This is a genomic window from Butyricicoccus porcorum (genome assembly GCF_051246315.1).
Taxonomy (GTDB): Bacteria; Bacillota; Clostridia; order Oscillospirales; family Butyricicoccaceae; genus Butyricicoccus_A; species Butyricicoccus_A porcorum.
Window position 1 is genome coordinate 2,535,121 of sequence record NZ_CP178353.1, and the last position, 24,819, is coordinate 2,559,939.

Sequence of the window (24,819 nt, forward strand, 5' to 3'; positions counted from 1 at the left end):
CATGTCATATCCCTGTCTGTCTTTCAGAGCAGCATCTTTTCCTGCCATCAAAAAGGCAAACGCGAAAAAACTTTGCAAAACCAGAAAATAATTGTTGACATTCCAACAGATGCCTGATATAATAATTTTCGTTGCAGCGAGAAAGGTTGCGAAACAGAATAACGAGGTGTGGCTCAGTTTGGTAGAGCGCTGCGTTCGGGACGCAGAGGCCGTGGGTTCAAGTCCCGCCACCTCGACCATCTTCAGACGAACGATTGATTCTCATCGTTCGTCTTTTTTCATGTCATGGCACCGGATACAATCCAGCGGATATGCATACGCCCGTTTTTGGCATCCCCCGCTTTTTGTCCTGTTTTACTCTCTTTCTGTCTTTTCTGTTTACTTTCGTACTGTATGTGTGCCATTCTATCTACATTTCGTTATGAAAAAGTACAAATTATTTATACTTTTATATATTTACAAACGGTGTTCAAATCCAATATAATGATTTATGTTTATTCAGGATATTTCGCACTGCGCGTTATCCCATCATAAAAGACACAGGTGAACAATATGGTTGAAAAAAAAGCATACAGAGTCGTATTCGATTATTTTAAAGGCAAAATACTCAGCGGAGAAATCGGTATCGGCTACAAACTGCCTGCCGAACGGGATATCGCAGAACAGCTGGGCGTGAGCCGCAATTCCGTCCGCGAAGCAATCCGTATGCTGGAAATGATGGGGTTTGTCAAAAGTCTTCAGGGCTCCGGCAATTATATCTGCTGCGATCCGCACGGTTATTTTACGCAGTCTTTTAATATGCTGATGGTTCTGCGCGACATCAGCTATAATGAAATCTTTGATACCCGCCGCGCCATGGAATTTGAAGCGCTCACGCTCGCGGTACAGAATATCACCCAGGAGGAACTGGAGCGACTGCACGATGTCCTGCAGCAGATGGACGAACCGATGAGCCTCAAAAGCAACGCAAAGCTGGATGTGGAATTCCATCGCATTCTGATCCAAGCATCGCATAATACACTGATGATCTATCTTACACAGCTGATGAGTGACCTATTGGATATCTTTATCAAAAACCTGCGCACCTCGATTCTCGCTGACCGCCGTCGTTCCAAGGCGCTGCGCGCCGCACACTGGGACATTTACAACGGTCTGCTGACGCACGACGCGCCGCGCGCATACGAAGCGATGGAACAGCACTTTGAAATTGTCAAGGAGCATGTCATCAAATTCGAGCAAAAACGTCCGGATTTTTCCGATCACGAACCGGATCGCACGCTCCAGATTCAGTCCGTATAAACTGATTTGCCTCCCTTTCCCGCAGCTCTGCCCGCAGATCTGCGGTTTTTTATTGGCCTGCCACCGTTTGTGCAATTGTGCCGAAATTTTCTTTTCCCCCTTCCGCTTTTTGTTCATTTTTGGAAATAAAAAATCTGTTATTTGCAAAGCAATCGACAGAAAGTGCTGTTTTGTCGCTTTTTCCGTGTGCCAACCCGTTTTTTTCCGGCATTGGAAAACTTCGCCGATTGCTCTTGATTTTCAAAAAATCCAGTTGTAGAATAAAACATGTAGAAGGTAGTACCAATTTAACGGTGCGCAGCTGCAATCCTCAGATTCTTCCCGTTATTTTTGGACACAAAGCGAATATTGTCCAATATAATCCGGCAGAATTTGCGAAATTCGGCAATTGAATTTGCATAATCTTGAGAGTGGCAGGATTATCGCAGAATTTAATTCGAAAATTGGTAATGCCAATTTGCCCGAAAGAGATGCAGTAAAGGAGAGTAGTAATATGCTGTTTCTGAAGTTTATCCTTGCGATGCTGCCTATCATTTGGCTGATCATCGCATTGGCCGTACTGAAGATGCCCGGCTATCGCGCCTGTCCCATCGCACTGATTGTTGGCATCATCGCTTCTATGATGATCTGGAAGTTCAGTGCCATCAATATGGCTACCGCTTGTGTCGAAGGCATTCTGAATGCTCTTTGGCCGATCTGCCTGGTTATCGTGGCAGCGATGTTCACGTATAACCTGACACTCGAAACCAAGGCGATGGATAAAATCAAGCAGATGCTTACGATGGTGTCCAACGATAAGCGTGTTCTTGTTTTGATTATCGCCTGGGGTTTCGGTGGCTTTATGGAAGGCATGGCAGGTTTTGGCACCGCCGTTGCCATTCCCGCAAGCATGCTGGTCGCATTGGGCTTTGAGCCGATCTTTTCCGCCGTCGTTTGTCTGGTCGCGAATGCTGCTCCGACAGCATTCGGTTCGGTAGGCGTTCCGACAACGACACTCGGCTCTGTCACCGGTGTGGATGTCCCGACACTGGCCAGTGCCACCGGCCTCCAGCTGTCGCTGTTTATGTTCATCACCCCGTTTGTCATGGTCGCCATGTGCGGCAAGGGGTTCAAGGGTCTCAAAGGCATGATCCCGACAACGCTGATCTCCAGCCTTTGCTTTGTGGTTCCGTTCTATCTGGCATCCCATTTCCTCGGCGCAGAACTGCCGGATATTCTGGGCTCCATCTGCTGCATGGTTGGCACCGTCATCGCTTCCCGCATTTTCAACCGCAATCCTCCGGCAGAATTTTGTATCTCCGCTGAAAAGAGCGAATCGAACAAATCGATTGCATTGGGCGAGGCCATCCGCGCATGGATGCCGTTCCTGCTGATCTTTGTTCTGCTGATGGTAACATCCAGCCTGATTCCGCCGATTCACGATTTCCTGGCACAGTTCAAATCCACGGTACATGTTTATGCCGGCGATGATACCTCAACGCTGAGCTTCAGCTGGGTCAACACACCCGGTATCCTGATCTTTATCGCTGCGATTATCGGCGGCCTTGTCCAGGGCGCATCCTTTTCCACGATGTGGAAGGTCTTTAAAAAGACAATGGTGAGCATGGCCAAGACCATTCTGACCATCTGCTCGGTTCTCGCACTCGCCAAGGTCATGAGCCACAGCGGCATGATCTCCGACATCGCGAAGTTCTTCGTCGCGGCAACCGGCCACTATTATCCGTTCGTTGCCCCGCTGATCGGTGCACTGGGTGCATTCGTCACTGGTTCCGGTACATCTACAACGGTTCTGTTCGGCGGTCTGCAGGCAGAAACCGCATCCGCCCTCGGCATCAATGCAGCCTGGCTCGCATCCGCAAATACGGTCGGTGCCTGCATCGGCAAGATGATCTGTCCGCAGTCGATTGCAATCGGCGTCGGCGCAATCAACCAGCCCAATTCAGACAGCCAGATTCTGAAAATATCCATTAAATACTGTGTTGCATACGTCATTCTTGCAGGCATTGTCTGCTTTGCAGGCTCGCTGATCCTGTGATTGTTTTAAATAATAACTCAATTTTGAGTAGGAGGGAATTTATATGAGTACTTACAACACATTGACAGCTGAAATCATTGAACAGCTGCAGGCAGCTGCTCCCGGAAATGTGATTACCGGCGAGGACATCAATCCGGACTACAGCAAGGACGAAATGCCGATTTATGGCACCCATGCTCCTGACTGCGTCGTTGTGCCGCGCAGCACCGAAGAGGTTGCCGCAGTCATGAAGATTTGCAATGAAAACAAGATTCCGGTTACCCCGCGCGGCGCCGGTACCGGTCTGGCAGGCGGTGCAGTTCCGCTGTACGGCGGCGTGCTCATCGACACCACCAAGATGAATCAGATTCTGGAATACGATCTGGAAAACTTTGTCGTCCGCATTCAGCCGGGCGTGCTGCTCAACGACCTCGCGGAAGACTGCAGCAGCAAGGGTCTCCTGTATCCGCCTGATCCGGGTGAAAAGTTTGCCTGTGTCGGCGGCAACGTCGCAACAAACGCAGGCGGCATGCGTGCTGTCAAGTACGGTGCAACGCGCGATTATGTCCGCGCCATGACCGTTGTTCTGCCGACCGGCGAGATCACCCACCTCGGCGCAACTGTTTCCAAGACCTCTTCCGGCTACTCCCTGCTGAACCTCATGATCGGTTCGGAAGGCACGCTGGGCATCATCACCGAACTCACCCTCAAAATTATCCCGGCGCCGAAGAAGGTTGCCAGCCTGATTATCCCGTTCGAGGATCTCGACACCTGTATTTCCACCGTTCCGAAGTTTAAGATGGCACATATGGACCCGCAGGCGCTTGAATTTATGGAGCGCGAGATCGTCCTGTCGTCCGAGCGCTATATCGGCCGCAGCGTATTCCCGCAGGTCATTGACGGCATTACCGCCGGCGCTTATCTGCTTGTCACGCTGGACGCCAACAATGAAGACGAGCTGGATGTCCTGATTGAGCAGGCAGCCGAACTGGTTATGGAAGCCGGTGCCATCGACGTCCTGGTTGCCGACACGCCGAACAAGATGAAGGACGCATGGGCAGCCCGCTCCAGCTTCCTCGAAGCAATCATGGAGGAAACCAAGCTGCTGGACGAGTGCGACGTTGTCGTTCCGGTCAACAAGATTGCATCCTATCTGGCTTATGTCAACAAGACCGGCGAAGAGTGCGGCCTGACCATCAAGAGCTTCGGCCATGCAGGCGATGGCAATCTGCACATCTATCAGTGCTCCAACGACCTGACTGAGGACGAATTCAAGGCCCGCGTTGACAAGTTCTTCGAACTGATCTACGCAGAAGCTACCGCACTGGGCGGACTGGTTTCCGGCGAACACGGCATCGGCTCCGGCAAGATCAAGTATCTGGTCGAATCGGTCGGCGAAACCAACATGCGCCTGATGGAAGGCATCAAGCATGTATTTGACCCGAATATGATCCTCAATCCGGGCAAGGTCTGCTACCGTCTGTAAGCAGAATTTTAAATGAACAAACAGGAGGCTGTCCTATGAATATCTTAGTCTGTGTAAAGCAGGTACCGGATACCAACGAAATCAAGATTGATCCGGAAACTCATACTCTGGTCCGCGCTGGCGTACCGAGCATCGTAAACCCGTTTGATACCTATGCGCTGGAAGCCGGCGTCCAGATCAAGGAAGCAGTCGGCGGCAAAGTTGTCGTTGTATCCATGGGCCCGGAGCAGGCGGCTGATGCACTCAAAACCTGCCTGTCTGTCGGCGCAGATGCTGCCTATCTTGTCAGCGGCAGGGAGTTCGGCGGTTCGGATACCCTCGCCACCAGCTTTATCCTCTCCCATGTCGTCAAGGCAGTGGAAGAAAAGGAAAGAGCACCGTTCGATCTGATTCTCTGCGGCAAGCAGGCTGTCGACGGTGATACAGCACAGGTTGGCCCTGAGCTGGCAGAGCATCTGGGTCTGCCGCAGATCACCTATGCGATGGATCTGACCGTCGAAGACGGTGCAATCCAGGTCAAGCGTGAATGCGATGAGGGCTATGACCTGATGACCACTTCCCTTCCGGCTGTTGTCACAGTTGTCAAGCTCCCGACAGAACCGCGTTACCCGACCATCCGCAGCAAGATGGCTGCAAAGAAAAAGCCGATTCCGGTGCTGACCGCGGAAGACCTCAAGATTGATGTTGCCCGCTGCGGTCTGAAGGGCTCCCCCACCAAGGTCAAGAGCACATATACGCCGAGCCGCGAAAAGAACGGCATGAAGATTGCCGGTCTGCCGGCTGACGAAGCTGCGGCACAGTTGGCAACCCTGCTGACTGATGCGAAGATCCTGTGATTGAGAGGTAACCATTATGAGTGAAGCATATCAGAACATTTGGGTGTTCGTTGAAACAGAATGCGGCAAGGCCAAGAATGTTGGCTTCGAGCTGCTCAACCCGGCCAGAGAACTGGCTGATAAAAAGGGCTGCAAGCTGGTTGCTGTCGTCATCGGCAAGGATGTCGAGCACGTGGCAAAGGATGCCATCTGCTATGGCGCCGACAGCGCAATCCTGGTAGAAGGCGACGAGTACGAATATTATTCCACCGATGCTTTTGCAACGGCACTGTTCGAGCTGATCCAGAAGCACAAGCCGGAAACCGTCATCATTGGCGCAACCAACAACGGCCGTGACATGGGTCCGCGTGTATCCTGCCGTCTGAAAACCGGCCTGACTGCTGACTGCACCGCACTGGATATCGACGAAGAGACCGGCTGCATTGCATGGACCCGTCCGACATTCGGCGGCAACCTCATGGCTACCATCGAGTGCCCGGAATGCCGTCCGCAGATGGGTACCGTCCGTCCGGCAGTCTTCAAGAAGGCTCCCTATCAGGCAGATAAGACCGGTGAAATCATCCGCGAGGACATCCATGTTGCCGCAGATGCCATCCGCACCAAGCTGGTCGAGCGTGTCAAGGAAGTTGCCGAAGCAGTCAATCTGGAAGAGGCTGACATTATCGTATCCGGCGGCCGCGGTGTCGGCAGTGCAGAAGGCTTTGCCACCATCCGTGAGCTGGCTGATCTTCTCGGCGCAACCGTTGGCTGTTCCCGTGCTGTTGTCGATGCAGGCTGGATGCCGCATGCACATCAGGTCGGCCAGTCCGGCAAGACCGTTGCTCCGAAGGTATACATCGCCTGCGGCATTTCCGGTGCAATTCAGCACGTTGCCGGCATGAGCGGTTCTGATACCATCATTGCAATCAACAAGGACGAGGAGGCACCGATCTTTGAAGTAGCAGATTACGGCATTGTCGGCAATCTGTTCGATGTCATCCCGGCCTTTATCGAAGCATACAAGAAGATCAAGGCATAAATTCTTCTTCCAGCCCATAGGGGGAGAAATTGCCCACCGGTTTCTCCCCCATCTTTCCTAATCAACGACAGTAAAAAGTGAGGTATATCTATGGATTTTCGAATTGATGAAGAACATCAGGAACTGATTGACCTGTATCGCGAATTTGCACAGAATGAAGTTAAGCCGATCGCGGCTGAAATCGATGAAACCGAGCGTTTCCCGATGGAAAATGTAAAGAAAATGGCTGAAATGGGTCTTCTGGGCATCCCGTTCCCGGAAGAGTACGGCGGAGCCGGCATGGATACGCTGAGCTATGTCCAGTGTATCGAAGAGCTCAGCAAGGTCTGCGCATCCACCGGTGTTATTGTATCCGCACACACCTCGCTGTGCGCAACGCCGATCTACATGTTCGGTACGGAGGAGCAGAAGCAGAAATATCTCGTTCCGCTGGCAACCGGTGAAAAGCTGGGCGCTTTCGGCCTGACCGAGCCGTCCGCGGGCACCGATTCCTCGCAGCAGAAGACCACCGCTGTTCTGGTTGATGACGACCACTGGGTCCTGAACGGCTCCAAAATCTTCATCACCAACGCAGGTGCTGCTGACATCTTCTTCATCCTCGCCATGACGGACAAGTCTCTGGGCAACAAGGGCATTTCCGCATTCATCGTGGAAAAGGGCATGCCGGGCTTCTCCATCGGCAAGCATGAAAACAAAATGGGCATCCGCGCTTCCTCTACCTGTGAGCTGATCTTCGAGGACTGCATCGTTCCGAAGGAAAACCTGGTCGGTGAAATCGGCAAGGGCTTCAAGTATGCGATGATGACGCTGGACGGCGGTCGTATCGGTATCGCTGCACAGGCACTCGGCATCGCAGAGGGCGCAATCGAGGAAACTGTCAAGTATGTTCAGGAGCGCACGCAGTTTGGCCGCCGCATTTCCCAGTTCCAGAACACGCAGTTCGAGCTGGCTAAAATGCAGGCAAACACCGAAGCTGCCAAGCTGCTGGTTTATCAGGCAGCCTGCGCAAAGGACAACCATGAAAAGTATACGCATCTGGCTGCTATGGCGAAGCTGGTTGCTGCCAACAATGCGAGTGATGTTACCCGTCGCTGCCTGCAGCTGTTCGGCGGCTACGGCTACACCAAGGATTATCCGATTGAGCGCATGATGCGTGACGCAAAGATTACGGAAATCTATGAAGGCACCAGCGAAGTTCAGATGATGGTCATCTCCGGTTGGATGGGCGTCAAGTGATCGAGCTGTATATACGATAACAAGCCTGTATACCCCCTTCTACTTATTATCACACACACTGCGGGCCGGTTTCGATGTCAATCGAACCGGCTTTCGCATGAAATCCGTAAAATAGCAGCAAGCCCGCCTGCCTGAAAAGCAGAAACGGGCTTGCTGTTTTTATGCTTCAGATTTTTTGCTGTCCGGTGTACCAATCCAGCACCGGCCGGAGATTTTCCTCACTGACATAGTTTCCGCCATGCAGCATCATATCCAGCATGACATCCTCATCCGGCGTCCGGTCAGTTTTCTCTGCCAGACCCTTTCCGGCTGTCTTTGCCATGACCTGCATCATGAGCTTGTACATGCCGTGCAGCTTGTTCATGTCAAAGCCGCCCTGCAGAGTAAACAGCGGAATGGATGCATCTATTTTTGTCGCGCTTCGCACTTCTTTCAGCTGGGAGCCGGAAGCTCCCATGCACACGCCGCATGCACAGGCAATGCGGTATCGTTTTGCTGCTTTCTGATAGCCCTGCATATTGCTCGCCATAATCCAGCCCAGATAAATGATTTCGGACTGCTCCGGCAGCGCAGCTTTTGCCTGATCCAGCGAATAGACCGGAAGATTTGTTTTCTCATGCAGGAGTTCTGCATATTGAGCGGTATATCCCGAATTTGAAGTATAAACAATGGCTGTAATCATATGTGACTGTTCCTTTCCTGTACCGTATAGATGCGGCAAAATTCTGCTACCTGCATATCCAAGGCTTGCAGGGCTTCTTCCACGTTGTCGGTTCTGCCGTTGTATTTGCTCAGCAGAAAATAAATCGGCGCGTAAAAATTCATTGCGAGCACACGCGGATCTGCCTCCCGGAAAATTCCCTGACGAATCATTTCAGCAAATAACCGGGTCTGATAGGCAATACTCTGGTCAAAGAAAATGCTGCGATAAATTTCATAAATTTCCTGATTTTGATATTGCTCCATCACAGCAAGCCGCCAGAACCGGGAAATAAAATCATCCTTCAGATAAAAGAGGAAAACCTTCCGGCTCAACTGCTGGAGATCTTCTACCGTCATTCTGCCGTATATGGCAGCAGCTGTTTCATTGTCCTCCTGCGGCAGCCCTGCATCCACAGACATTTGGTCCATACATCTCCGCATCTGATCGACAATGGCATCGATAATCTCCCGTTTACTTTTGAAATGCTTGTAGATCGAGCTGTCTTTAATTCCAACTGCATCCGCAATATTCTTCACGCTGGTTCCCTTGTAGCCCTGTCTGGAAAATAGGGTCAGCGCTTCATCTACAATTCGTTCCTTGGTTGTCATGCGATTCCTCCAGCATTTTTCTGACCTCTTGTTCCTGCTCAAACAGGACACAACCACCGATATGTTCGGCTTCCAGATTCCTACTTTCCCTGAGCCGGACAAACAACGGAGATTTCATTGCTTCCCGCAGCCCGATTGCTGCCACATTTACATCAGAATACGGTGAAAATGGACAGGGTTCCGCGCCACCGAATGCATTGATATGGAAAAAACCTCTGCCTGCCGCGAGACATCCGCCGGAACTTCTCTCATCTCCGGGGAAAGCGAGCAGAACCATGTCTTCCCGATATTCCCGCAAGGTATTCAGCCGATTCATCATATCTGCCCGGGTCACATCATCCAACGCCTGCGCCTTTGTCGCCGCATCAATCGGCACATATTCCACATAGACAATACCCTTGCAGCCCTGCTCTGCCAATGCCGCGACGAAATCCTCCGACAGCGTTTCCGCCAGGTTTTCCTTTGTGACGGTGACGGATGCAGCAAAAACAATTCCTTTCTCATTCAACCGCTTCATGCTGCGGACAAGCATCTGATACACTCCGCTGCCGCGCCGCAGATCAGTTGTACTTTCGTTTCCTTCTATGCTGAGAACCGGAACGAGATTTCTGCTGCGGCTGAGCAAAGCAAGAGAATCCTCTGTCAGCATGGTTCCATTTGTAAAAACCGGAAATAAGATATTTTTATGTAACGCTGCCTGTTCCAGCACGTCCAGCCGGAGGAATGGTTCCCCACCTGCCAGCAGGATAAATGCAATGCCAAGCTCGGCTGCCTGTCGAAAGATCTCTCCCCATGCATCCGCGCGGAGCATCGGATGCTTCAAATCAATCCCATCCTGACAGCTGTGATTCGCCCGCGCATAACAGCCCCGGCAATGCAGGTTGCACTGCGTGGTAATGCTGGCAATCAGAAACGGTGGAATGTGTTCCCCGTTGTCCGCATGTGCGCGCCGGATACGGCTCGCTTTCCGGCTGTCGCGCAAATACTGTATCAGAAACAGGCTTTCCTTTGGGTTCTTTGCAGTCGCTTTCATAATCCCGGCTATCACCTGTTCAACGCCGCTGCTTAAATACCCTTCCAGATCAAATGATTTCATCTGCTCCTCCCATTCTGTCCCAACTGTATACGTTCTTTCCAATTCAAGCTAGTAAATACTAGCTCATTCACAGTATAAGCTAGTATTCACTAGCTGTCAAGGGTTTCAGATCAGTCGCTGGCTAAAAAAACTTCTCATCCCCATATCCGTGGCAATGAGAAGTTTTTCTAGGCGCTATCTGAAAACCGAGAAAATAACGGATATTTCGCAAAGGCGCGGAGGATTCGAGGCAAAAACACGTCCAAATCCTTTCGGATTTCAAGCGGCTTTAACGAACAAACAACCCACATTTGTGGAAATAGTCAAATTTTTCGACTTTTCAGATATGTCTTAATCATTTTTGTCGCTCAGGCAGAGTCTAGCGACATTTTTTCACCTTTTTCTTTATTTCCTGCTTGGGTTGGTGCTCTGAAAACCCCTCTCCAAAGACCTCATTTGTCTCCGTAACCATAACAAACGACATTTTGTCAATCTCCTGTACCGCACAGCACACCAGATACGCCTGTGATTTGGAACAGGCGCAGAGCAGCACATTCTTCTCCTGCTTTGTATAGCCGCCCCGTGCCCGCAATTCGGTAGAACCGCGCCCGATCAGCTCGCCAATGCGCTGTGCAATTTGTTCACCGCAGTCAGTGACAATGATAATCAGTGCACCCGCATCCATGCCATACATAATTTTGTCCAGCACCAATGAAGTCAATATTGTGGCGGTGAGTCCGTAGAGCACGGAATCTACATTTCCGAATACCGGCCATCCCAAAAGAATAATGACCAGATCTATCGTCATGGAAACAATTCCAATTGACAGATGTGGACGCAATATCTTGATTGACATGACAAGAAAATCGATGCCCCCGGAAGAAGAGCCGCGCATATAAAAGAATGCAAGACCGATTCCGGCAAAAATACCAGAGTACAATGCCGCCATAAACTGCGAACCGGAATAGGCCGGCAGCCGCGGAAATAGGATATCCAGAAAAACCGTGCAGAAGCACATCGTTTTCATGGTTTTCAGCAAAAAACTTCTTCCTACGATCCGATAGCTCAATAGGATAAGCGGTATATTTAACGCCATCGTGGTTATACCAATGGGAAATTGCCACAAATAATTCATAATCAGGGCAAGTCCGGTCAGGCCGCCCAACGCAAAAGTTGCTGTTTTGGCAAAGGTATAAACGCTTGCGGAATAGAAAAATGAGCCGATGATGTCGCAAAGCAAATCCAACGCTATGTTTTTGGCTTGCGCTGTTTTCATATGACTCTCTCCTTTTCTGTGCTGCTTATAGATTTCCCGGCTGACAGCAGTTTACACAGTAAAATCGAAAAGTCACAGGCATACTGTCACGCAGACATCCGGTCTTTCAGACACTCGTTGCTCTTGAAAATTGTTTTATATGTTTTCCTCTGAACAACAAAATAATGCTCCCTGTCAGGTGAAATGCATCCTCCTGACAGGGAGCTTGTCGTTTTACTTGTTTATTGCAACTGCATTACGCGTTTTTTGCAGCAATCAGTTCTTCGTTTGCCTTTTCGACCTTCAGTCTGGACAGAATCAGCATGATAACGAAATTGATAATCATCGGAATCCACAGATACATGCAGTGCAGCATATTGATGCAGGAAGCCGATTGAACTGCTGCGTCAGCAACATATCCACCCGCCGCGAGCAGCCAACCGGACATTGCCGTACCAATGCCGCCGCCCAGCTTTGTGCCGAACGAGGAGCAGGAGAACATCGTACCATCCAGGCGCTTATTCTGCGTAAGATATGTGTACTCGGATGCGGATGCAATCAGTGCAGTCAGGTCACCCTGAAGCGGGCTCATGCCGATCGAAGCAATCGCAGAAAACACCAGCATCATCGGAACGCTTCCCATATACGCACCCACAATGACCAGTCCGCGCGAGACAGTACCAAGCAGATAACCAGACAGGTTCAGCTTATACATGCCGTTCATCTTCTTTACAAGGAACGGCGTGATGAGCAGGCCCAATATCATCGGGAGATTGATTGCAACAGAGAAGGTACCCAGCAGATTGGCATCGCCAAGAACATAAGTCATGAAATAAATGCCGGAGTTAATCATCGCACTGTAAATCTGCTGTAAAATGTAAACACAGCAAATCATGAGATAGTACTTGTTGTGCAGCAGCATTTTTGCTGCATCCTTCAGGCTGTATTTTACCTTGCCATCCTCATCAATGACATTGTCTTCACCGTCCAGTTCCTCATCCGAAAGTTCTTTAACAGAGAATGCGGAAATGGTATTGCTGATAAGTCCAATGATTGCATAGACGATTGCTACCGTTCTCCAGCCAACTGCACCGCCGCCGAAGAACTCGACTGCACCGACCGTAACGGCCTGAACAACGATGCTCGTACCGTAGGAGAACATGAATCGAATCGAGCCCATCTGTACGCGCTCATTGCCGTTTTTGGTAATCAGCGCAGTCAGCGTGCCATATGCTACATTATTTGCCGTATAGAACACAGCATTCAGCAGCGTATAGGTGATGAAGAAATAGATATACTGTGCCGTCTGTCCCCAGCTTGTCGGAATGGCATAAATCAGAACCATTGTAATGGCACAGCCGATAAAGCCAAACAGCATCCACGGACGGGCGCGTCCCAGCTTGGAACGCGTTTTGTCAATCATTGCGCCGAAGAATACATCGGAAATACCATCGCACAGCTTGGACAACATCATCAGTGTGCCGATGATACCCGGATTCAGACCAATGGTATTGGTCAGATAGATCATAACAAAGGCTGCGAGGAAATTATACACGCCGCTGCCGGCAATATCGCCCGAGCCATATCCGATCTTGTTATACCATTTCAAATACTTTTTCTCTTCCACGTTCTTTTCTCCTTTCAAACAGATGCAATCGTCGGAATCATCTTCAGTTCAAATCGGAAGGTTTCTTCATCCAGCTGATACTGTTCCATCAGCTTTGGGCCACAGCTCTGCGAGCCAATGCCTGCCTGAGCATAATCCAGACAAAGAACTGTGCTGCCGCACGGAACCAGCTCATAATTGTGATTCTTAGCAGTCAATTCCTCCTGCGTATAAACCGAAGCATTGAATGCAATCGGCTTGGCTCCAACTGCGGTAAAGGTCATACTGTCGCCGGTCAGCGCGACATAATCGCAGTCACAATGGCTTCCGTTCTCCTGCGGGCGGATGTAGTCCTCATGCAGGTCAGAAACCGCAGCGGAATATACACCATAGCTTCCGGCAATGCGTTTGTCGCAATAGCTTTCCTCCGGGCCGATGCCGCAATAGCGTACCTGCTGCATCTCCTTCGGGAGGAACAGGCGAAGGCCAAAGCGCGGCAGCTCCGGGAACTGCATATCGCGCACGACATCCATGCAAACGGTAATGGCCCCCTGCTCAGAAATCGTCCATGTCGCGTCGATATCCATAAACCGCTGTACAGAAACTGCCTGTACAGACATAACACTGTGGATTTTGACTTCATTTCCGACAATTTGATACTCTGTCTGATAGCTGCGGCTGGTGCTGCGATCATACTGCGCATCCATCCACTCCAGCTTAATTTTTTTGTCATTATCCGTCGGTGCACGCCAGATATTTATTTCCATCGGCTTCGTAATGACGGCAGCTCCGCCCAGTTCCATGGATTCAAAAACACCCTTCAGCTTGTTGTATACATAAGTATATGATTCCGCTGTAATCGTCAGATAGCGGTCAGTTTCTTCGACAACCGGTGCTGCATCTGTGTGTTTCTCCTCCGCATACCACAGCCGGACATTGGTTTGATTCCTGCTATCCTCATTTTCCAAGGGAAGCTCATCAAAGCCCAGTACGTAACCGGCAGGCAAAATCTCGGTTTCCTCCTTCAGATAATAGCTCACCTTCAGGAAGCATCTGCCCCCTGCCGGAACTGTGACCGGGATGCTGACCTCCGTCTGCTGTCTCGGGTCAACCGACGGAAGGTCAATTGCACCCGAAGAAACTGTCAAGCCGTCGCAGGTAACCTCATAACCAGCAGTACAATAGTCTCTGAGATTCACAAAGTCCATATAGCTGCGGAGCACAGCGGTTCCGGTTTTCTGGTCATAGGCTGTGATTCTTGCCGGGCGGTATACATTTTTATATTCAATGACACCGGTACCGGGTGTGCGATCCGGGAAAACCAGTCCGTCCAGGCAGAAGTTACCGTCGTGCGGATATTCCCCATGGTCGCCGCCGTACCAATACATTGCCTTTCCATTTTCCGCCTGCCCCTTGTAAATGGCATGGTCGCACCATTCCCATACGAAGCCGCCGCAAACCTGATCGACTGACTGGATCATTCCGAAATAGTCTTCCAGATCACCGGGGCCATTGCCCATCGCATGGCTGTATTCGACCAACAGATACGGCTTGTCCGGTACATCCTGCATGTCCTCCATCGCTGTCTCAATGGTACGATACATCATGCTGTACATATCGATGTTGGAGAAGTCATATTTCTTGTCACGGTTGTAATAATAGGACCCCTCATAGTGGGTCAGACGGCTCGGATCGAACGCCTTTGTCCATGCCAGTGCATTTTCAAACGTGCACCCATATGCACTCTCATTGCCCATCGACCAGATGACAACACACGGACGGTTTTTATCACGCATCACGCAGCGTTGAATGCGATCCAGCGTGGGTTCCATCCAGTCCGGATTGTCTGCAAACGGCTCATTCCAGCACGCTACATGCTTGTCCCAGTCGGCATTGTTTTCGCAGTAGAGCTGCGACGCACCGTGGCTCTCAAGATCCGCTTCATCGATGACAAAAAATCCATATTGGTCACACAGCTGATAGAATTGCGGTGCATTCGGGTAATGGCTCGTGCGAATCGCATTGAAATTATGCTGTTTCATCAGAAACAGGTCGCGCTTCATCTGGTCAATTCCAATGGTAAAGCCAGTTACCGGGTCGGAATCATGTCGGTTCACGCCGCGGAATTTTATCTGTTTTCCATTGACATAGATAACGGTTCCCTGTACACAGATTTCACGAATGCCCACACGGTCGGTAATCACTTCGTTCGCTGTCTCAAGAACCATGGTATACAGATATGGGGCTTCCGGATTCCACAGTACAGGCTCCGAAATCTTGATGCACGCTGCATGCGTATATCCGCCATCGGAGTGAGATGCTTCCGCAGAGCCTTCTCCGACAAGCACCCCATTTTTGTTATAAATTATAACTTTAGTCGGAACAAATTGTCCCAGATACGAGAACTCCACCCGCACTTCCGCATGCTCCGCCTGCATCGCCGTATGGACATAATAATCAAAGATACACTGTTCCGGGCGGCGCAGCAGATAAACATCGCGGAAAATACCACTCATACGGAACTTGTCCTGATCCTCCAGATAGCTGCCGTCACACCATTTCAGCACCAGCACGGCGAGCTTGTTGTCGCCTTCGTTCAGATACTCGGTCACATCGAACTCACTGGTCGAATGGGCTACCTGGCTGTATCCGACATAGGTTCCGTTCAGCCAGACATAAAAACAGGAATCCACACCTTCAAAGTTCAGATATGCCCGCGGCGCTTCTGCGTTTTTCTGATAGGTAAAGTGATGTACATACGCACCGCACGGATTTTCCTGCGGAACATATGGCGGATCCAGTGGGAACGGATACCGGATATTCGTATACTGGTGCGCATCATAGCCATGCATCTGCCAGACACTTGGAACGGGAATTTTGTCATATCCCTCCGGCACATATTCGGTTTCATAGAACGCATCCTGCAAGTCATAAATGCTGTCATAGTACCGGAATTCCCAGTCTCCATTCAGCAGCTGCATGCGGTCGGAATGCGTCCGATGCTCCACAAGATCATCCATCCGCCGGGACGCCGGGATATAATACGACCGGTTCGGCATCGTGCGATCATGCAAAATATCCAGATTTTCATAATACCTTGGTACAATCATGTTTGCTTCCTCCTACTCTTTTCTTCTTTTATTCAGTGCACCATGCACAAAATAATCCTGTTCTGTTTTATCTGTTTGAAAAACGATATACTGTTGTGTGCGCATACTGCTCCCCGGAACGGAGAACCGGTGCGGCAAAATTCGGACAATGCACAGCATTCGGTGCATATTGTGTTTCGATGGCAAAGCCACTTCGCATGTCATAAACCGCCCCATTTTTTCCCACCGGAAGCTGTTCCAGATAATTCCCCGAATACAACTGCATGCCCGGCAGATCAGATTCTACCTCCATCATAATCCCGGTATCTTCGGCATATACCCGGGCAAACGGACGCATACCTGTCCCATCAATGAAATAATGATGGTCATAGCCTCTTGCGGATTGAATCTGTCCAAATGGATCGTCCCAGTGCTCTGCAAATCGATGCGGCGCCCTCAAATCCAGCGGTGTATCCTGCACGTGCTGGATTTCACCGGTTGGCACGCTGTGCAAATTCTTGACTGCATAGGTGTCTGCAAAGACCTGAATCTGCTGTTGCCCGATGCTTCCCGCATTGTGCCCGGACAGATTGAAATATGCGTGGTTAGACAAATTGCACAGGGTATCCTTCGTGCTTTCCGCCCGATAGGTCAGCGACAACGCACCGTCCGCCAGCTGATAGGTGACGGAAACCTGCAATTCTCCCGGATATCCTTCTTCTCCGTCCGGACTGGTGCATCGCAGCACCAGTCCCGCATCTGAAATATCCGCGTGCCATAGTTTTCTGTCAAAGCCGGATACACCGCCATGCAAATGGCACACACCGTTGTCATTCCATGCAAGGGAAAATTGATTCCCTCCAACGGAAAGCTCTCCTCTGGCAATTCTGTTCGCACACCGTCCCAGCAATGCCCCAATATAACAAGTCTGCGCTTCATAGTCCTGAACCGAATCAAAGCCCAGAGCAATGTCCGTTGCTATCCCCTCGCGGTTTGGAACCTTTACTGACTGGATGATACCGCCCAGTGTCAGCACTGCAACAGCATATGCCCCCTCCGTCAGCCAGAACCGCTCCACCGGCATCCCTTCTCCAGTGGTTCCAAAGTGTTCACATGTAATATTCATCTGCTATCCCTCTCTTTTGGCTGTCAGACCGACTGTACAAACCGTAAAAAAGCCATTTTTCCAGCTTCGTCGCGCTTGAATACACCCGCGTGTTCGAGCACCTTGGAGAAGACAACGCCAACTTCCTTCTGTACGATGTCCATCGCATTGTCTGCCGTGAAGCTATAACGTGTCTTTAACTCATCTGCCCAGTCGGCATGCTTTTCTATGCGCTGATCTGCGCGGATATCCGCGCCGGAAACCAGCGCATCTGCCAGAACCTGAAGCTCTTCTTTGAGCCGTGCCGGGAGAACTGCCAGACCCATAACCTCAATCAGGCCGATGTTCTCTTTCTTAATGTGGTGCAATTCTGCGTGCGGATGATATACACCGAGTGGATGCTCTTCTGTTGTGATGTTGTTGCGCAGCACAAGGTCCAGTTCATATTTGCCATCGCGCATACGTGCAATCGGCGTAATCGTATTGTGCGGCTCACCGTTGGTCTCCGCGAAGATAAATGCCGACTCATCGGTATATCCACGCCATACCGCGAGGATTTTGGAAGCCAGTTCGACCAGAGCATTGTCATCAGCACTTCTCAGGCGGATGACTGACATCGGCCATTTGACAATACCCGCTTCGACGGTGTCAAAGCCGTCAAACAGGAGCGGCGTCTCCACCGGTGCCTTTTCCATCGCAAATGTGTAGTGTCCGCCCTGAAAATGGTCGTGCGCGAGAATCGAACCGCCGACAATCGGCAGGTCAGCATTCGAGCCGACAAAGTAATGCGGGAACTGCTTCACAAAATCCAACAGCTTTCGGAACGTCGCCGGTTCAATTTTCATCGGTGTATGCTGCGAATTGAACACAATGCAGTGTTCGTTATAATACACATACGGCGAATACTGCATGAACCATGCGCTGTCATTGATCGTCACTGGGATAATGCGATGATTCTGGCGCGCCGGATGATTGACACGGCCTGCATAGCCCTCGTTTTCTTTGCACAGCAGGCACTTCGGATACGCAGACTGCGGCATATTTTTTGCTGCCGCAATCGCCTTCGGGTCTTTTTCCGGCTTGGACAAATTGATGGTAATATCCAGATCGCCGTATTCGGTCGGTGCAATCCATTTGACATCCTTTGCAATGCGGTCGCGGCGAATATAATTGGTATCCTGGCTGAACTTGTAATACCAGTCAGTCGCAGCCTGCGGACTTTTTTCGTACAGATCAAAGAATTTCTTACGTACCTGGCTCGGCGCGGGCGTAATGGCGCCCATCAGTTTGGTGTCAAACAGATCACGATATACCACACTGTCTTCGGTCAACGCGCCGGTTTTCAGCGCACAGTCACACAAGTCGTTCAACACTGCCGCCAGGTCAATGTGATCGTCAGTGCCGTCGGCATCCTCCGGTTCTTCATAGTCGTCCACACGGAGAACTTCCAGCAGGCGGTTGATGGCCCATGTCTTGTCGGCCGGTTCCATCAGTCCGGTCTGGATACCATAGGCGACAACCTTTTGAATGCTGTCATATAACATCGTTTCCACCTCACTTTGCAAAGCCATGCGGATGATTTTTGTGCCAGTTCCACGCGGTTGCGATGATTTCTTCCAGATCGGCATGCTGCGGGTTCCAGCCCAGGACAGTGCGTGCTTTTTCACTGGAGGCAATCAGCTGTGCCGGATCACCTGCACGGCGCGGAGTGGTCTTTGCCGGAATCGGATGACCGGTGACCTTGCGCGCAGTGTCGATCACTTCCCTGACGGTAAAGCCGACGCCATTGCCCAGATTAAAGATATTGCTCTCGCCGCCGTTTATCAGATAATCCATGGCGAGAATATGTGCCTGTGCCAGATCGGTGACATGGATGTAATCGCGGATGCAGGTGCCGTCCTTGGTGTCGTAATCGTCGCCAAAAATGGAGATAACGTCACGCTGTCCATTCGGTACCTGTAAAATCAGCGGAATTAAATGCGATTCCGGATTGTGTGCCTCGCCGATGGTGCCGGAAACATGTGCGCCGCACGCATTGAAATAGCGCAGGGAGACAAAACGCAATCCATGAGCCTTTCCAACCCACTTGAACATCTTTTCCATGCTCAGCTTGGTTTCACCATAGCAGTTGGTCGGCTCTGTGCGGTCGGTTTCCAAAATCGGTACCCGTTCCGGCTCGCCGTAGGTTGCCGCCGTGGACGAAAAGACAATCTTATCAATTCCATGTGTAACCATGGATTCCAGCAGAACCTTTGTCCCGTACAGATTATTGTCATAATACTTGAGGGGATTGGTCATGGATTCACCAACCAGTGAATTCGCTGCGAAGTGAATCACGCCGTCAATCTGTTCGTTGTCAAAAACCGAGTCAACAAACGCGCGATTCCGAATGTCGCCCTGATAAAATGTTGCTTTCGGGTGTACTGCCTCGATGTGTCCGGTTTCCAGATTGTCTGCAATGACGACGTCTTTTCCTGCGTCGATCAACTCATATACGGTATGCGAACCAATATAGCCCGCGCCACCCAGTACCAGAATTGCCATAGTAAACTTCCTCCTTTTTATGCCATCAGAACCACACCGCCTGCCGGACGAATCGTCAATACATGGCAGGCATTCTTACCCAGAACCGATTCCATTGTCGTCTTAAAATATCCCAGCATATCATTCGGAACAAACGCCTGAATGGTGCCTGCAAAGCCGCCGCCGTGGACACGGACTGCGCCGCGCGCCTCAAGAATGTTTTCTGCCAGCGCCAGTGCAATCGACATATCCTGCTTCTCCGGATTTACGCCGGCATATACATTTTGCAGGTACATCGCAGAAGAACGTCCGGAACGGCGCACCAGTTGGCGGAACCGTTCAAAGTTTCCCTTTTGCAGCGCTTCCTTTTCCGCCACTGCGCGGCGGTTTTCCGCAAAGAAATGCATCGCACGCAGTACGGCACGGTCGCCATACTGTCTGCGCAGCGATGGAATGGCGCGCAAAAACTCTGCTTCTTCCACTTCGCGCAGCACAGTCTTGCCAAATGCGCCTGCAATCTCGCCCATCTCGCGCGGAATTGCCGCATAATCGCTGGTCAGCTCCGCATGATCCCCGCCGGTGTCAATAATGCAGAGCGAATGCTCGCTCGTGCTCATATCATACGACACACGGCACACCTTCGGCTCGGATTCACTTTCAAAATCAATGGCCACTATACCGCCCACAGAGGATGCCATCTGATCCATCAGGCCACACGGCTTGCCGAAGTAAATATTCTCCGCATACTGCCCGATTTTTGCGATATCAATCGCTGTCAACGCACCTTCACAGAAAAACTGATTCATGATGACACCGATCATGGTCTCGTATGCGGCAGAAGAAGACAGTCCCGATCCGCTCAGCACATTGCTCGTCATGTAAGCATCAAAGCCCTTGATTTCATAGCCCTGCTTATGTGCTGCCGCTGCCACGCCGCGAATCAGTGCCGCAGTTTTGTTGACTTCCTCCGGATGCGGGGTCAGGTCAGTCAAATCAATCTCATCCGGCGGATAGCCCTCCGACTGAATGCGGACAAGCATGCTGTCATTCGGTGCCGCACACGACACAATGTCCAGATTCACGCTCGCCGCCAGCACATTGCCATGCTGATGGTCAGTGTGGTTGCCGCCCAGCTCAGTGCGGCCCGGCGCACTGAACAATTCTACTTCATCATTGCGTCCGAACGTAGAACTGAATCCGTCTGCCACATGAAGCAGTCTGCCGCGGTACTCACTCAGCTGTTCGCTCCCGCTGGCACAGCCATATACCTCACATATTCTTTCATCCATTTTTCCGGTTCGCAGAGCAAACTCTGCCTGATCTAACAAAATCATACGTTCACCTCATCTTTATTTCTTTCTCTATGTATGATCTGTGTTATAATAAACACAGTAAGACAACCTGTTCTGTCTGTATTGGAGGAAGGCATATGGAAAAAGGTTATACATTGACACTGGAGGGTAAGAAATCCCACTTTCATGAGCTTCATATGAGCTTCTGTGGCCATTCTGTATGTTATCCAGATAACAGTATCGGTCCCGCAGCACACCCCTGTTATGTCCTGCATTATATTCTGGATGGCAAAGGACAATATCAGGTTGATGGCCGAACCTATTCACTGGGTAAAAATCAGGGCTTTTTAATAGAACCAAATGTCATGTCTTCCTATCGGTCAGATCATGAAGATCCATGGACGTATCTTTGGATTGGTTTTGAAGGCTCAACTGCCAGGACGCTGCTGGAAGCGATGGGCTTTTCTCACCAGAGCCTCACCTATTCTGCAAACTGTGGCTCAAAACTGCTGAAAATCGTCACTGCAATACTCAAAAGCGAACTGGACGGTCTGGAGCAGGAACTGTACCTTCAGGCGCAGCTATTTCAGTTTTTTTCCTGTCTGTCACATGGTCTCTCCACAGATCGAACGATATTTCGCAGCGATAAGCAAAATTATTATGTGCGTGCTGCGGAAGAGTTCATCCGGGAACATTATGCAGATAATATCACCGTACAAGATATTGCCGATGCGGTTGAAATCAGCCGAAGTTATCTGTCCACACTGTTTCAAACGGTTCTGCACACCTCGCCCAGCGAATATCTCGCCGACTTCCGACTGACCCGCGCACACGAACAGCTCGGTATTACAGATGATCCGGTGAGCAAAATCGCCGAGAACTGCGGATATCAGAATCCGTTGGTTTTTACACGAGCTTTTAAAAAGAAGGTTCATGTAACTCCCTCCCAGTACCGAAAATCCATTCGTGAAGAGAGGAAAATAAACATTCAACAGATACGAAAACAATAAATATCTTCTCAAGTACAATCGACATATCGTCTGTTTTTTTGTATCCATTGTTCCAGTTGAATTTTTCTTTTTTATATCGAAAATACTCTCTGTCTCCTGTTTATCTTCCTTTTTTCTGTAATGATTATATCATTTTCATTTCAACGTAAAAAGTAACACGCGTTGATAATACCATACTTTTCGTTTACTCATTAAAAAACAAAAAATCTGTTTTTCGTTCAGGTTGAATAGTTTTAGTAAAATTTACTCAGTTTTTCTTTTTATTTTACTTTCCGTGATATCTTCCCCCATAAAACAGCTGGTCTCAGCTTTTATCACCGGAAACAGCTGTTTCTCCGTGCGCATCCGTTATGCCATGGCACTGAACGTCATCTGAGCAGCCTATACAGATTTACATCCGTTTTCAGCTTCACCTCTGCGGATCAGTTCATATGAACCGCCTTTCAAATCGTGCAATATATTTTCATAATAAAACGCCAAAATTGCAATCAGAAACGTAGTTCCTGAACAATTTTGGCGTTTATTTTGTCATTTGGATGTTTTGGCCTTTTCCGCAACAAATTCAGATAAAATATTCGATGGTTTTCTCTGCTGTCAATCTTGTTTCCTCATTAAACAGTAATATCGCTTCGCGTGCTTTTATAGGGCCCAGAGCATAAACTCCCTGCTTTTCTTCGGTATTCAGCCGTTCCGCTGTTACAATGCGATTCCGACGGAACGGCTCGTTTTCCAAAAGCTGAATATCTCGCTGAACAAAGGGACGCTTGCGGTAATACGGATCAAACATCGAAACTTGATTTTCCTCCTGACCAGTCAACAGGACATAGTGATCACCGCCATAGTTGAGCCGGGCAATCACAGCACCGTTGCAGTGCAGCGCCTGTGTGAGCAGGCTTTTATCTCCAAGGTAGACCGATTGACCGGATAGATACTCACATACAACAGGAAAATGACAGGCTCTGCCAAATTGAGTGAGCCAGCTGGAAAGAAACATCATAGCCACACGAGAGGTGCCATTTTTACCGATTTCACCTTTGGCATTATAGGCATCCAGACTGTACAGCATAATATGTTGTACAATTTCCGGGAGGAGCTGTTCTCGCGAAAAAAGAAAGCTCATGGCATTCATCATAGTTGTCGGGCCGCAATCATATTCGGAAATCTGATAGTGCAAGGGAGTTTTCATCGGTCACACCTCCGCGCACATCAGATCTACAGTAATAGCAGAAATCCGCCTCAGCTCCTCTATGGATGTATATTCCGTACAGGAATGAGAGTTATTCATTGCGGTGGCAAGGACAATGCCTGTGATTCCGTGCTCGGACAACGGATTATTGTCACTTCCCCCCATCGTGCTACGCAGAAAACAGGAAATCCCCTGTTTTCTGCACACGGCTTCAAACCGTTTGACCACAGGATGTGTTTCCGGCGTATGATATGCATGGACATGAATGGTATGCGTCATGTCCAGCTCAGCACCGCTCTGTGCGACGGCATCGCGGAATGCCGTTTGCGTCTCCTCCCATGCCGCCATGGCAGAAGCATGCGAAAAGCTGCGGATTTCCCCGGTCACAACGCAGAGCTCCGGCACAATGTTAGTTTGGGATCCGCCGGAAATGGTTCCAATGTTGCGCGTGGTCTGCTCATCCAGCCATCCATTTTTCAGAGTATGTACGGCTGTCGCTGCAATCGCAATTGCATGAATACCTGCCTCCGGCACAAATCCGGCATGAGAAGCGCGTCCATGCACAGTGATGCGAAAAGAAAGAATCGTCGGAGCCTGAGTGGCAGCTCCACCAACCGGACCGGATATATCCAGAATGTAAGCTTCCTTTGCCTGAATTCTGTTAAAATCAAACATTCCGATTCCGGTGCAATAGCTCTCTTCTGCGGCTGAAAATAATACTTCAATCATTCGATGCGGCAGCTGGTCTGCCTGAATCACAGATAGCGCCTCTAAAATCGCTGCCAATGCAGCGCAGTCATCTGCGCCGAGAACCGTTTCGCCATTTGATGTAATCGTGCCATCAGGATGAACAACCGTCTGCTTTCCATGCGATGGTTCTACCGTGTCCATATGTCCGGAAAAGAGCAAGGGCGGCAGTGACTCCATCCCTTGTGTTGCCGGCAGAACAGCATATATATTTCCGGCAGTTCCGCCGATTTTTTCCGCTGCATCATCCTCTGTTACCGCAAGGCCAAGCTGTTTCAAGGTTTCTTTTAAATAATCACAGATTTTACGTTCTCCACAGGATGGACTGTCAAAGGAAACCAGTGTGCAGAAAGTCTGAAGCAGTCGTTCTGTTTGTATCATGAGAAATTTTCACCCTTTTTATGATATGATTTTTTCCAAAATTTGTACTTTATTACGCAAAACAGTATAAAGGATTTAACTCCTGTTTTCAACAGATATCCGGCAAATAAATAACGACCTCACCCCTGTGAGAAACAGGCGTAAGGTCGTGTGCAATTAAAATATACTCATGAAACCGACTGTACAAACCGTAAAAAAGCCGTTTTTCCAGCTTCGTCGCGCTTGAATACACCCGCGTGTTCGAGCACCTTGGAGAAGACAACGCCAACTTCCTTCTGTACGATGTCCATCGCATTGTCTGCCGTGAAGCTATAACGTGTCTTTAACTCATCTGCCCAGTCGGCATGCTT

Annotated in this window: 21 protein-coding genes and 1 tRNA gene; 8 read left to right on the forward strand and 14 right to left on the reverse strand. The window is 49.9% G+C overall.

Annotated features, from left to right (window positions below; translation table 11 throughout):
- The first annotated feature begins 162 nt into the window (after window positions 1–162).
- Window positions 163–239, forward strand: a tRNA-Pro gene (locus ACLM7Z_RS12530).
- A 313-nt stretch (window positions 240–552) separates the two neighbouring features.
- Window positions 553–1,299 carry a FadR/GntR family transcriptional regulator gene (locus ACLM7Z_RS12535; protein ID WP_435645249.1) on the forward strand — a complete coding sequence of 249 codons (747 nt, stop codon included), beginning with the start codon at window positions 553–555 and terminating at the stop codon, window positions 1,297–1,299.
- 49 nt (window positions 1,300–1,348) lie between these two features.
- Here the strand turns inward: ACLM7Z_RS12535 and ACLM7Z_RS12540 are convergent, their stop codons facing one another.
- Complete coding sequence (locus tag ACLM7Z_RS12540) at window positions 1,349–1,510, reverse strand: hypothetical protein (RefSeq protein ID WP_435645250.1); 162 nt, start codon at window positions 1,508–1,510, stop codon at window positions 1,349–1,351.
- A gap of 282 nt (window positions 1,511–1,792) precedes the next feature.
- Here ACLM7Z_RS12540 and ACLM7Z_RS12545 point away from each other — a divergent pair, with 282 nt between their 5' ends.
- The 5 genes from ACLM7Z_RS12545 (at window position 1,793) to ACLM7Z_RS12565 (ending at window position 7,889) form a co-directional block, all read left to right on the forward strand.
- Window positions 1,793–3,334 (forward strand): L-lactate permease, encoded by a 1,542-nt coding sequence (locus ACLM7Z_RS12545; RefSeq protein WP_087019914.1) that lies wholly within the window; start codon window positions 1,793–1,795, stop codon window positions 3,332–3,334.
- 43 nt (window positions 3,335–3,377) lie between these two features.
- Entirely contained in the window at window positions 3,378–4,799 is a 1,422-nt protein-coding gene (locus ACLM7Z_RS12550; RefSeq protein WP_435645251.1) for an FAD-binding oxidoreductase, read from the forward strand.
- A 35-nt stretch (window positions 4,800–4,834) separates the two neighbouring features.
- Window positions 4,835–5,635: an electron transfer flavoprotein subunit beta/FixA family protein gene (locus tag ACLM7Z_RS12555; RefSeq protein WP_435645252.1), complete on the forward strand. Its 801-nt coding sequence runs from the start codon at window positions 4,835–4,837 to the stop codon at window positions 5,633–5,635.
- Window positions 5,636–5,651: 16 nt separating this feature from the next.
- Window positions 5,652–6,653: an electron transfer flavoprotein subunit alpha/FixB family protein gene (locus tag ACLM7Z_RS12560; protein ID WP_087019905.1), complete on the forward strand. Its 1,002-nt coding sequence runs from the start codon at window positions 5,652–5,654 to the stop codon at window positions 6,651–6,653.
- Between the two features lie 90 nt (window positions 6,654–6,743).
- The gene (locus ACLM7Z_RS12565; RefSeq protein WP_087019901.1) at window positions 6,744–7,889 is read left to right on the forward strand and encodes an acyl-CoA dehydrogenase; all 1,146 of its coding nucleotides are present in this window, start codon (window positions 6,744–6,746) and stop codon (window positions 7,887–7,889) included.
- Between the two features lie 166 nt (window positions 7,890–8,055).
- Here the strand turns inward: ACLM7Z_RS12565 and ACLM7Z_RS12570 are convergent, their stop codons facing one another.
- From ACLM7Z_RS12570 to ACLM7Z_RS12615, 10 genes are all read right to left on the reverse strand, one after another.
- Window positions 8,056–8,571: a hypothetical protein gene (locus tag ACLM7Z_RS12570; RefSeq protein ID WP_087019899.1), complete on the reverse strand. Its 516-nt coding sequence runs from the start codon at window positions 8,569–8,571 to the stop codon at window positions 8,056–8,058.
- A complete protein-coding gene (locus tag ACLM7Z_RS12575; RefSeq protein ID WP_435645253.1) occupies window positions 8,568–9,200 on the reverse strand; it encodes a TetR/AcrR family transcriptional regulator in 633 nt (210 codons plus the stop codon). The genes ACLM7Z_RS12570 and ACLM7Z_RS12575 overlap by 4 nt, the downstream gene beginning before the upstream one ends.
- Window positions 9,172–10,296 carry a radical SAM protein gene (locus tag ACLM7Z_RS12580; protein WP_435645254.1) on the reverse strand — a complete coding sequence of 375 codons (1,125 nt, stop codon included), beginning with the start codon at window positions 10,294–10,296 and terminating at the stop codon, window positions 9,172–9,174. The genes ACLM7Z_RS12575 and ACLM7Z_RS12580 overlap by 29 nt, the downstream gene beginning before the upstream one ends.
- Before the next feature lie 358 nt (window positions 10,297–10,654).
- Window positions 10,655–11,551 (reverse strand): YitT family protein, encoded by an 897-nt coding sequence (locus ACLM7Z_RS12585; protein ID WP_435645255.1) that lies wholly within the window; start codon window positions 11,549–11,551, stop codon window positions 10,655–10,657.
- Between the two features lie 235 nt (window positions 11,552–11,786).
- On the reverse strand, window positions 11,787–13,157 hold the full coding sequence (locus tag ACLM7Z_RS12590; protein ID WP_087019887.1) for an MFS transporter: 1,371 nt from the start codon (window positions 13,155–13,157) through the stop codon (window positions 11,787–11,789).
- 14 nt (window positions 13,158–13,171) lie between these two features.
- Window positions 13,172–16,246, reverse strand: coding sequence for a glycoside hydrolase family 2 TIM barrel-domain containing protein (locus ACLM7Z_RS12595; protein ID WP_435645256.1), 3,075 nt, complete (start codon window positions 16,244–16,246; stop codon window positions 13,172–13,174).
- A 67-nt stretch (window positions 16,247–16,313) separates the two neighbouring features.
- Entirely contained in the window at window positions 16,314–17,351 is a 1,038-nt protein-coding gene (locus tag ACLM7Z_RS12600) for an aldose epimerase family protein (RefSeq protein WP_087019882.1), read from the reverse strand.
- 23 nt (window positions 17,352–17,374) lie between these two features.
- Window positions 17,375–18,874, reverse strand: coding sequence for a UDP-glucose--hexose-1-phosphate uridylyltransferase (gene galT / locus ACLM7Z_RS12605; RefSeq protein ID WP_435645257.1), 1,500 nt, complete (start codon window positions 18,872–18,874; stop codon window positions 17,375–17,377).
- Between the two features lie 10 nt (window positions 18,875–18,884).
- Window positions 18,885–19,874, reverse strand: a complete 990-nt coding sequence (galE, locus tag ACLM7Z_RS12610) for a UDP-glucose 4-epimerase GalE (RefSeq protein ID WP_087019878.1) — start codon at window positions 19,872–19,874, stop codon at window positions 18,885–18,887.
- A gap of 17 nt (window positions 19,875–19,891) precedes the next feature.
- Window positions 19,892–21,187 carry a galactokinase gene (locus ACLM7Z_RS12615; protein ID WP_087019875.1) on the reverse strand — a complete coding sequence of 432 codons (1,296 nt, stop codon included), beginning with the start codon at window positions 21,185–21,187 and terminating at the stop codon, window positions 19,892–19,894.
- Between the two features lie 95 nt (window positions 21,188–21,282).
- Here ACLM7Z_RS12615 and ACLM7Z_RS12620 point away from each other — a divergent pair, with 95 nt between their 5' ends.
- Window positions 21,283–22,155 (forward strand): AraC family ligand binding domain-containing protein, encoded by an 873-nt coding sequence (locus ACLM7Z_RS12620; RefSeq protein ID WP_435645258.1) that lies wholly within the window; start codon window positions 21,283–21,285, stop codon window positions 22,153–22,155.
- Window positions 22,156–22,717: 562 nt separating this feature from the next.
- Here ACLM7Z_RS12620 and ACLM7Z_RS12625 read toward each other — a convergent pair.
- The 3 genes from ACLM7Z_RS12625 to ACLM7Z_RS12635 all read right to left on the reverse strand — a co-directional run bounded on the left by ACLM7Z_RS12625 (window position 22,718) and on the right by ACLM7Z_RS12635 (window position 24,759).
- Window positions 22,718–23,287, reverse strand: coding sequence for a peptidase C39 (locus ACLM7Z_RS12625; protein ID WP_435645259.1), 570 nt, complete (start codon window positions 23,285–23,287; stop codon window positions 22,718–22,720).
- Between the two features lie 57 nt (window positions 23,288–23,344).
- A complete protein-coding gene (locus ACLM7Z_RS12630; RefSeq protein WP_273350456.1) occupies window positions 23,345–24,469 on the reverse strand; it encodes a M20/M25/M40 family metallo-hydrolase in 1,125 nt (374 codons plus the stop codon).
- A gap of 167 nt (window positions 24,470–24,636) precedes the next feature.
- Window positions 24,637–24,759: a hypothetical protein gene (locus ACLM7Z_RS12635; RefSeq protein WP_278308592.1), complete on the reverse strand. Its 123-nt coding sequence runs from the start codon at window positions 24,757–24,759 to the stop codon at window positions 24,637–24,639.
- Window positions 24,760–24,819: the final 60 nt, after the last annotated feature.

Coding starts and splice junctions, on each gene's coding strand:
- ACLM7Z_RS12635 (WP_278308592.1), bottom strand. CDS start 24,759: ATGGACATCGTACAGAAGGAAGTTGGCGTTGTCTTCTCCAAGGTGCTC.
- ACLM7Z_RS12550 (WP_435645251.1), top strand. CDS start 3,378: ATGAGTACTTACAACACATTGACAGCTGAAATCATTGAACAGCTGCAG.
- ACLM7Z_RS12560 (WP_087019905.1), top strand. CDS start 5,652: ATGAGTGAAGCATATCAGAACATTTGGGTGTTCGTTGAAACAGAATGC.
- galE (WP_087019878.1), bottom strand. CDS start 19,874: ATGGCAATTCTGGTACTGGGTGGCGCGGGCTATATTGGTTCGCATACC.
- ACLM7Z_RS12535 (WP_435645249.1), top strand. CDS start 553: ATGGTTGAAAAAAAAGCATACAGAGTCGTATTCGATTATTTTAAAGGC.
- galT (WP_435645257.1), bottom strand. CDS start 18,874: ATGTTATATGACAGCATTCAAAAGGTTGTCGCCTATGGTATCCAGACC.
- ACLM7Z_RS12595 (WP_435645256.1), bottom strand. CDS start 16,246: ATGATTGTACCAAGGTATTATGAAAATCTGGATATTTTGCATGATCGC.
- ACLM7Z_RS12575 (WP_435645253.1), bottom strand. CDS start 9,200: ATGACAACCAAGGAACGAATTGTAGATGAAGCGCTGACCCTATTTTCC.
- ACLM7Z_RS12540 (WP_435645250.1), bottom strand. CDS start 1,510: ATGCCGGAAAAAAACGGGTTGGCACACGGAAAAAGCGACAAAACAGCA.
- ACLM7Z_RS12580 (WP_435645254.1), bottom strand. CDS start 10,296: ATGAAATCATTTGATCTGGAAGGGTATTTAAGCAGCGGCGTTGAACAG.
- ACLM7Z_RS12625 (WP_435645259.1), bottom strand. CDS start 23,287: ATGATGAATGCCATGAGCTTTCTTTTTTCGCGAGAACAGCTCCTCCCG.
- ACLM7Z_RS12555 (WP_435645252.1), top strand. CDS start 4,835: ATGAATATCTTAGTCTGTGTAAAGCAGGTACCGGATACCAACGAAATC.
- ACLM7Z_RS12630 (WP_273350456.1), bottom strand. CDS start 24,469: ATGATACAAACAGAACGACTGCTTCAGACTTTCTGCACACTGGTTTCC.
- ACLM7Z_RS12615 (WP_087019875.1), bottom strand. CDS start 21,187: ATGATTTTGTTAGATCAGGCAGAGTTTGCTCTGCGAACCGGAAAAATG.
- ACLM7Z_RS12600 (WP_087019882.1), bottom strand. CDS start 17,351: ATGAATATTACATGTGAACACTTTGGAACCACTGGAGAAGGGATGCCG.
- ACLM7Z_RS12585 (WP_435645255.1), bottom strand. CDS start 11,551: ATGAAAACAGCGCAAGCCAAAAACATAGCGTTGGATTTGCTTTGCGAC.
- ACLM7Z_RS12570 (WP_087019899.1), bottom strand. CDS start 8,571: ATGATTACAGCCATTGTTTATACTTCAAATTCGGGATATACCGCTCAA.
- ACLM7Z_RS12620 (WP_435645258.1), top strand. CDS start 21,283: ATGGAAAAAGGTTATACATTGACACTGGAGGGTAAGAAATCCCACTTT.
- ACLM7Z_RS12565 (WP_087019901.1), top strand. CDS start 6,744: ATGGATTTTCGAATTGATGAAGAACATCAGGAACTGATTGACCTGTAT.
- ACLM7Z_RS12545 (WP_087019914.1), top strand. CDS start 1,793: ATGCTGTTTCTGAAGTTTATCCTTGCGATGCTGCCTATCATTTGGCTG.